This is a genomic window from Sphingomonas bacterium (genome assembly GCF_903644055.1).
In the GTDB taxonomy this organism is placed as follows: domain Bacteria; phylum Pseudomonadota; class Alphaproteobacteria; order Sphingomonadales; family Sphingomonadaceae; genus Sphingomonas_I.
Window position 1 is genome coordinate 1 of record NZ_CAHJXD010000270.1, and the last position, 7,861, is coordinate 7,861.

Consider the following 7,861-nt stretch of genomic DNA (forward strand, 5'->3'; position numbering starts at 1 on the left):
GCGCGGCGTCGGGCGCGAAGGTGGCTAGCGCGGCGGCGCCCCCCGCCCCGGCAAGCACCGCGCGCCGATCGAGCGTCGCTCCCTCGACCTCTCCCGGCTGTTGCGTCATGACGGCTCCTTGCGTTGATCGGGCTGTTTGGTGCACGGTCCTTGCAAACGCAGTCAAGCCCCGATCCGCCCGGAGTATCACGATGCCGGTTCTACGCCTCGCTCACGCGAACATCCGCACGCCGGATCTGGAGGAAACGGTGCGCTTCTTCGAAGCTGCACTCGATCTGCGGCGCGGTCCGGCGCTCACCACGATCGATCAGCACAGATATGCCTGGCTTTACGATCGCAACGGAATCGCGGTGATTCACGTCAATGCTCCGCACGAAGACGAGCCGCCACGCGCCGCCGGGCTGGAGAACCGGCTCGACCATATCGCGTTCGATTGCGTCGATCCCGAGGGGTTTGCCGATCGTTTGCGCGCCGCCGCCATGCTGTTCGAAGTGGTGCACAGCGAAACCGGGGGTTTCGTCCAATATAATCTGCGCGATCCTAACGGGATCAAGGTCGAGCTGACATTCGCTCCCGATCAGGCGCCAGCACTGCCGGATTGACCACCAGTGACCTGTCGAGCCGCCCGTCGAGCGCGGCAAGCACGTTCGCCACCGTGGCGCGGCCCATCCCGATCAGGCTCTCCGCGCTTAGCGCCGCATTGTGCGGGCTGAGCACGATCGTTTCGCGCACCAGCAGCGGATCTCCCGGCGGCAGCGGCTCGCGCGCGAACACGTCGAGTCCGGCGCCGCGCAGATGGCCCTGGTCGATCGCTTCAATCAGCGCCGCCTCGTCGACGATGCCGCCGCGCGCCGTATTGAGGAGGATCGAACCCGCCGGCATCCGCGCCAGGGCCGCGCGGCCGATCAATCCCTCCGTTGCTGGCGTGAGCGGGATGTGCAGCGATACCACATCGCCAACGGCCAGCGCCTCTTCTAGCGAATCGTGGAAAGTCACGTCCGGAAAGGCGGCACGATCGCCGGCGGGATCATAGGCGGCTATGGCCATGCCCAAGCCGCGCGCGCGCTGCGCGAGTTCCTGCCCGATCCGCCCGAAGCCGATAAGCGAGAGCGTGCGGCCCTTGAGTTCCATCGTCGTGTGGCGGCTGCGGATCGCGAAATCGCCGGCGCGCACCGCGCGATCGAACTGCGCCCCTCGCTTGGCCACCGCCAGCATCAGGAACAGCGCATGTTCGGCCACGGCGACGGTGTTGACCGGCCCGATCACCGTCACCGGTATCCCGCGCGCGGTGCAGTGCGCGACCGGGATATTGTCATACCCGACGCCGTGGCGCGAGACGATGCGCAACCGGCTTGCAGCGTCGATCGCCTCGGGGGGCAGCGGGGCGTCGCGGATCGTGATCGCATCCGCATCGGCGATCGCCGCGATCATCGCCGCAGGACTGGTATCGCGCAGCACCTCGACGGTAATGTCCGGCCGATCGGCGAACATCGTCATGGCTTCGTCGCTGATCGCCTGGATCACGAGCACTTTGGGCATGGTTTCGGAAACCTTAGAAGTTGAAGCGGTCGATATTCGCCGCGCTGAAGATCAGCGGCGGGCCGAGCAGCAGCGTATCGGGGCTGGTGAAGCGCAGCGCACCAAGCCGTCCGGCCTGGAGTATGCAGCTCGCGGGGTCGATCCGTCGCTCGAGTTGTGCCTTGCTTATGCGGATCGCGGCGTAACCGATGTCGATCGGGCTCCACAGCACCGCCTCGCGGATCACGCTCTGGCGCACATAGGGGCGGATGCCGTTGGGCACGCCGATTCCGGCGATCGTGATCGTGCCGGGCGGGCGGCCTAGCTGCATCACCGCCTCCGCCGCGCTCACGGTCGCGCCCCCGTCGTTGGTGAAAACGCCCCGTATGTCCGGATTGGCGCGAAGATAGTTGAGGGTGACGTTCTTGCCCTTCTCGATATCCTGCTCGCCCAGCAGCGTGGTCTTGATCCGCATCCCCGGATATTTGCGCGCAATCGTCTCCTGGATTGCGGCCTGCCACGCCAGCATGTTGCTGGCGGTCAGCGAACCCACCAGCATGAGAAATTCGCCCGAGGTGCCGGCATGGCGCGCCATGATATCGGCGATCGCCTCGCCGATCGCGGGGTAGGTCGCCTGATTGAGGAAGACCTGCCGCCCTTCGGGGCGCACGTCGGCATCCCAGCAATTCACCGCGATGCCGCGCGCCTGCGCACGGCGTAGCGACGGCGTCAGCGCATCCGGATCGAGCGCGCAGATCGAGATCGCGTCGACGCGGTTGCGGATCAACCGGTCGACGATATCGACCTGCCCCGCGACATTGGCATCGACCGGGCCATTGTAGAGAACGTTAACGCCCACTTCGCGCGCGGCCTCCTGCGCACCCTGATTGGCCGAGAGGAAATAGGGATCGCTGGTGAATTTGGGCACGAACGCGATCAATGTGCCCGTGCGACGCGCGCAACTGGCCAGCCCGAGCGCCCCCGTGGCGGTCAGCAACGTCCGGCGGGTGATATCAGCGTGCATCGCGCCGCCTCGCCTCGTTGGCCAGCACGCCGACGATCAACAGCACGCCCACCACGACCATGCTCCAGTCGCTGCGCAGGCCCGCCGAGATCAGCCCGTCCTGCAGGAAAGCGAGTATCGCCGTGCCCAGCAAAGTGCCGGCGATCGTGCCCCGCCCGCCGGTGATACGCGTACCGCCGAGCACCACCATTGCGATCACCGTCAGCTCCAGCCCGAGCGAGGCATTGGCGCGGGCGGTAGAGACGCGCGCCGTCTGAATGATCGCCGCCAGCGCCGCCAGCAGCCCCATCAGCGCGTAGAGGCCGAGCTTAAGCCGCTCGACCTTAACGCCCGAAAAGCGCGCGGCCAGTTCGTTGGCGCCCACGCCCAGGATACGCCGCCCGGTCGCCGCCCGCTCCAGCAACAGCCAGCAGCCCAGTGCCGGGACGATATACAGTAGCAGCTGCACCGGTACTCTGTCGCCAAACAGATAGGCCTGGCCTATCGCGCGGAACCAGTCAGGAAAGGCGGAGACCGCTTCGGCGTTGGAAATGGCATAGGCCGCGCCGCGGAAGATCGACATCGTCGCCAGCGTGACCACGAACGGGTGGAGGCGGAGATAGGCGATCGCCGCGCCATTGAGCAGCCCGCCGCCGAGTCCGGTCGCCACCCCGCACAGCATCGCCAGCGGCATGGAGAGACCTGCCTGATGCGCGAAGCCTATCACCACCGACACCAGGGCGAGCAAGGCTGCCACCGAAAGATCGATCCCTCCGGTCATCACGATCAGCGTCATGCCGAGTGCGAGGATGCCCGGCTCGACGAACGTCCGCGTCGTATCGAGCAGACTCACCGGATCGAGATAGAAGGGCACGATCGCGCCGATCGCAGCCAGCTCGGCGATCAGCAGTCCCAGCAGGCCGAGATTGCGGCTGGGCACTTTCATGCCATCCGGCCCGCCACGCGCAGGCGGATCCCGTCGCCGGCGATGGCGATCAGGATCATCAGCCCCAGCGCCAGTTGCTCGAACGTGCCCGGCACGGAATGCAAGGTCAGCCCGTTGAGCACTACGCCGACCAGGGCTGCCCCCAGCACCGGTGCCGCCACCGAGCCGCGCCCGCCGGTGATGCGCGTGCCGCCGAGCACCACCGCGCTGATGCAGCGCAGTTCGAAGCCCGTTGCCGCCGTCGCCTGAATCTGCCCGATCTGCCCGGCGAACACCGCGCTCGCCAGCCCGCAGGCCAAGCCGGTCGCGAGGAGCGCGGCTGCCTTGATCCGTCCGGCGCGCAGCCCGACCGCGGCGGCAGCACGTGCATTGCTGCCCACCGCTACCAGCTCACGTCCCCATACCGTCGCCACCGCGATCACGGCAAACAGCGCGATGCAGGCGGCAAAGATCCACGCCGGTGCGGGCAGCCCGGCGATGATCCCCAGCCCGAGCCCGCGCGCCGCGCCGGGCGTCTGCAGCACGCCATCGGCGTCGAGCAGCAGCATCGCCCCGCGCAGCGCCATCAGCGTGCCCAGCGTCGCGATGATAGAGGGCACGCGCCCGATCACGATGATGGCGGCGTTCAAGCCGCCGCCCAGCGCGCCTGCTGCCAGCGCCGCGAGCAGGCTCACCAACAGGCTGCCGGTCGCCTGCGCCGTGCTGGCGAAGACGAACGCGCAGATGGCGAGCAGCGAGCCGACCGAAACGTCGATCTCCCCGGCGATGATCACCTGATTGAGCGCCAGCGCAACGACGCCGACGACCGCGACCTGCGCCACGATCGCGATCAGATTGTCCGCCGTCGCAAAGCCAGGCGTCACGGCGGCCAGCACCAGGCAAAGAAGGAAGAGGAATCCCGCCGGAGCCGCTTCTGCCCTCCGCGCCCATTGCGCCGCCGCGCTCATGCCGCCCCGCCCGGATGCAGCGCCAAGTCCTCCAAAGCCTCGGCCAATAGTCCGGCGGCGGCCGCGCCGATCGCTTGCGGATCGAAGTGCGGCCCGTCGAACGCGCCGGTCAGGCGGCCCTGGTGCATCACCAGAATGCGGTCGCACATCGACAGCAGTTCGTTGAGTTCGGACGAGATCAGCAGCACCGCCTTGCCGTCGGCCGCGAGCTGATCGACGATGCGATAGATTTCCGCCTTGGCGCCGACATCGACCCCTCGCGTCGGTTCGTCCAGCAAGACGATGTCGGGCTGGGTCGCCAGCGCCTTGGCGAGCAGCACCTTCTGCTGGTTGCCGCCCGAAAGCACGATCACCGGCGGATCGGCAGCGACGGTGCGGATCGCGAACAAGCCGGCATAATGATCGGCGAGTGCGCGCTCGGCACCACGCGCGACGAAGCCGTGCGGCGCCATGCGGCCGAGTGCGGCGAAGCCCGTATTCCACGCAACGCCCTGTTCCAGCATCAGCCCCTGCGAGCGCCGCTCCTCGGGCACATAGACCATTCCGGCCGCAAGCGCATCGGCGGGAGAGGCGATGCACCGCGCCACGCCGTCGATCTCGATCGTACCGGCATCCGCAGGGGCGAAGCCGAACAGCGCCTGCGCCACCTCCGATCGCCCGGCCCCGATCAGACCCGAAAGGCCGACGATCTCGCCGCGCCGCAGATCGAGGTTGATCGCGCTGAACTTGCCTTTCCGCCCCAGCCCCCGCGCGCGCAGCAGCGTTTCGCCTGGAATGTTGCGCGTGCGCTGGTAGAGCTGCGTGACCGGGCGGCCCACCATCTTGTGCACCAGCCCCGCCGCATCGAGGTTCGCGATCGGCCCCTGATGCACTGGTGCGCCGTCGCGCAACACCGTCACCCGATCGGCAATGTCGAACACCTCGCCCAGCCGGTGCGAGATGTAGACGATTGCGACGCCGCCGCGCGTCAGATCGCGCACGATGTCGAGCAACCGATCGGCCTCGCGCGCGGTCAGCGCGGCGGTCGGTTCGTCGAGGATCAGGATGCGCGCGTCGCGCATCAGCGCGCGCGCGATCTCGACGAGTTGGGCCTGCGCGCCCGAAAGCATCGCAACGAGCGCGGCGGGATCAACGTTCGCGCCCAATTTGGCCAATGCTGCCGCGGCCTGCGCGCGCATGGCATGGCCGTCGAACGCGCCCCAGCGCTTACGCGGCCGCTCGCGCCCAACGAACAGGTTCTCGGCCACAGAAAGATCGGGAAACAGATCCAGCTCCTGCGGCACCATCGCGATGCCCGCACGCTCGGCGTCACGCGGGCTCGCCAGCGTTACCGCCGCGCCGGCCACCTCGATGCCCCCCTCGTCGGGCCGATGAAGCCCCTGGAGCATCTTGACGAGCGTGCTCTTGCCCGCGCCATTCTCGCCCATCAGCGCGTGGACCTCGCCGGGACAAAGCGTCAAATCGATGCCACGGCACGCCCACACGTCGCCGAACTGCTTGCCCACGCCGATCAGGCGCGCGGCAGGCGTAGCGGATACCTCCCGCATCGGGCGGCTCAGCCCTTCCATTGCAGGATGTAGAGGCCCGCATTGTAATCGGTGATGTAGATCAGCCCGTCCTTCTGCACGTTGACGTCGCAGGTATGGATCACCTGATGGCGCGCCGGGCGCGGATCGACCCATTGTTCGGGCGCGCTCGGCACGAAATAGCCGATCTCGGCCGGGCGGAACTGGTCGCGGATATCGAACACGCGCACGCCCGCATTCTGATAGGTCGCGAACACGATGTCCGAGCTCTGAAAGCCCTCCGGCCGGTTCTCGTGCAGGTTATGCGGGCCGAAATGGCCGCCTTTGGCGACATAATCCTGATCGGAAGGTGTCGGGAAGGTCGCGATCGTCACCGGGTTTTCTGGCGCGCGGATGTCGACCATCCACGTATATTTCTGCTCCTCCTGATCACGGTCGAGGGTTGCCTCATCCGCCACCACGCACAGCCCGCGATCGAGCAGCGGTAGCGCACTGTGCGTGCCGCTCGGATAGGGCGGCGACCAGCTGGTCCGCGAGATGAACTTGGGCGCGCTTTTGTCGGCGATGTCGAGCAGCACCAGCCCGCCGTCGCGCCACGCGCCGTAAGCGATATCGCCCGCCACCAGCGCGTGATGCAGCGCCACCCGGCCCGGCAGCGTCATCGTCTCGCCGTCTGCGGCATGCATTCCCGGCAGCGCCCATTGCGAGACAATTCTGGGCCGGGCCGGATCGTGCATGTCGATGATGATGAAGACGTGATCGGTGTACCCGTCGAGCAAGGCGGAGGCGTAAGCATAGTCGCCGCCGGTCCACCAGATCCGGTGGAGTCCCAGCCCCTCGACCTCCATGAAGCCGATCGCGCGCGGATTGGCCGGATCGGACACATCATAAACGCGCATTCCCGCGCTATAATCGTCGCCCCGCTTCCCGAACTTGCTGGAATGTACGCCTTCGATCGAGTGCCCGTAATATTCGCTCTCGTCGACATAGACCGAGTAAAAATTGAACTCCTCGACCACCAGAAGAATGTCGTTAGCGGTCTGGCAGTGGACCGACCACGAGCGCGGATGGGTCGGCAGGAAGTTTACCGGGCGCGGATGGCGCGGATCGCGCACGTCGATCACGCTCACCCCGCCACTGAACACGTGGCTGACATAGGCATGGCCGCGATGGATCATGCACTGGATGCCGTCGGCGCGCCCCCCCTGATCGGTGCGGCCGACGAATTCGATATTCTTCGCCGCGTCGAACAGCTTGCTCATATCCCATTATCCTTCATTCGGCGGTCCATCCGCCATCGACGACTAGGCTCGTGCCGGTGATGAGTGCGGATGCATCCGAGGCAAGGAACAGGATCGCGCCCATCAGATCCTCGACCTGGCCGAGCCGCCCCAGCTTGATCTTGGCCAGCACGCTGGCCTTGAAAGTCGCGTCTTCGAAATAGGGCCGGGTCAGCGGGGTTTCGATGAAGGTCGGCGCGATCGTGTTGGAGCGGATGGCATGGGCGGCGAGATCGAGCGCGAAGGCCTTGTTCATGCCCTCCAGCGCCCATTTGCTGGCGCAATATATCGAGCGGTTCGGCCCGCCGACATGGCCCATCTGGCTTCCCATGTGGATCAGCGAGCCGTGCACGCCTTCGGCGATCATGCGGCGCACACACGCCTGCGCGACGAAGAAGGCCGCTTTCAGGTTGAGATCGAGCACAGCATCGTAATCGGCAGGGGTGACGTCCCACATCGGCTTGGGGCGGTTGGTGCCGGCGTTGTTGACCAACACATGGAACGCGGGCCCTTCGTCGAAGAACCGGGCGACGGCGGCGAGATCGCTCACGTCGAGCCGCACCGCATCCGCTTGACCGCCCGCCGCCCGAATCGCCTGCGCGCCCGCCTCGATCTCGTCACCGGAGCGCGCGACGAGCGTC

8 protein-coding genes are annotated in these 7,861 nt (G+C 67.0%); 1 reads left to right on the forward strand and 7 read right to left on the reverse strand.

Annotated elements, in window-relative coordinates; all coding sequences use genetic code 11:
- Positions 1-191: 191 nt before the first annotated feature.
- Complete coding sequence (locus HUU94_RS11680; RefSeq protein ID WP_174275247.1) at positions 192-602, forward strand: VOC family protein; 411 nt, start codon at positions 192-194, stop codon at positions 600-602.
- Here the strand turns inward: HUU94_RS11680 and HUU94_RS11685 are convergent.
- From HUU94_RS11685 to HUU94_RS11715, 7 genes are all read right to left on the reverse strand, one after another.
- The gene (locus HUU94_RS11685) at positions 550-1,539 is read right to left on the reverse strand and encodes a hydroxyacid dehydrogenase (protein WP_174275248.1); all 990 of its coding nucleotides are present in this window, start codon (positions 1,537-1,539) and stop codon (positions 550-552) included. The two genes, HUU94_RS11680 and HUU94_RS11685, sit on opposite strands and share 53 nt — an antisense overlap.
- 13 nt (positions 1,540-1,552) lie before the next feature.
- Entirely contained in the window at positions 1,553-2,542 is a 990-nt protein-coding gene (locus HUU94_RS11690) for a substrate-binding domain-containing protein (RefSeq protein ID WP_174275249.1), read from the reverse strand.
- Positions 2,532-3,467: an ABC transporter permease gene (locus tag HUU94_RS11695; protein ID WP_174275250.1), complete on the reverse strand. Its 936-nt coding sequence runs from the start codon at positions 3,465-3,467 to the stop codon at positions 2,532-2,534. Before HUU94_RS11695 ends, HUU94_RS11690 begins: the two co-directional genes overlap by 11 nt.
- Positions 3,464-4,414 carry an ABC transporter permease gene (locus HUU94_RS11700; protein WP_174275251.1) on the reverse strand — a complete coding sequence of 317 codons (951 nt, stop codon included), beginning with the start codon at positions 4,412-4,414 and terminating at the stop codon, positions 3,464-3,466. The genes HUU94_RS11695 and HUU94_RS11700 overlap by 4 nt, the downstream gene beginning before the upstream one ends.
- A complete protein-coding gene (locus HUU94_RS11705; RefSeq protein ID WP_174275252.1) occupies positions 4,411-5,961 on the reverse strand; it encodes a sugar ABC transporter ATP-binding protein in 1,551 nt (516 codons plus the stop codon). The genes HUU94_RS11700 and HUU94_RS11705 overlap by 4 nt, the downstream gene beginning before the upstream one ends.
- A gap of 8 nt (positions 5,962-5,969) precedes the next feature.
- Positions 5,970-7,202 (reverse strand): LVIVD repeat-containing protein, encoded by a 1,233-nt coding sequence (locus HUU94_RS11710; protein WP_174275253.1) that lies wholly within the window; start codon positions 7,200-7,202, stop codon positions 5,970-5,972.
- A 13-nt stretch (positions 7,203-7,215) separates the two neighbouring features.
- Positions 7,216-7,861 (reverse strand): SDR family NAD(P)-dependent oxidoreductase (locus HUU94_RS11715; RefSeq protein ID WP_174275254.1); only part of this gene is annotated, 646 nt, incomplete at its 5' end.

Coding starts and splice junctions, on each gene's coding strand:
- HUU94_RS11680 (WP_174275247.1), top strand. CDS start 192: ATGCCGGTTCTACGCCTCGCTCACGCGAACATCCGCACGCCGGATCTG.
- HUU94_RS11700 (WP_174275251.1), bottom strand. CDS start 4,414: ATGAGCGCGGCGGCGCAATGGGCGCGGAGGGCAGAAGCGGCTCCGGCG.
- HUU94_RS11685 (WP_174275248.1), bottom strand. CDS start 1,539: ATGCCCAAAGTGCTCGTGATCCAGGCGATCAGCGACGAAGCCATGACG.
- HUU94_RS11690 (WP_174275249.1), bottom strand. CDS start 2,542: ATGCACGCTGATATCACCCGCCGGACGTTGCTGACCGCCACGGGGGCG.
- HUU94_RS11710 (WP_174275253.1), bottom strand. CDS start 7,202: ATGAGCAAGCTGTTCGACGCGGCGAAGAATATCGAATTCGTCGGCCGC.
- HUU94_RS11695 (WP_174275250.1), bottom strand. CDS start 3,467: ATGAAAGTGCCCAGCCGCAATCTCGGCCTGCTGGGACTGCTGATCGCC.
- HUU94_RS11705 (WP_174275252.1), bottom strand. CDS start 5,961: ATGCGGGAGGTATCCGCTACGCCTGCCGCGCGCCTGATCGGCGTGGGC.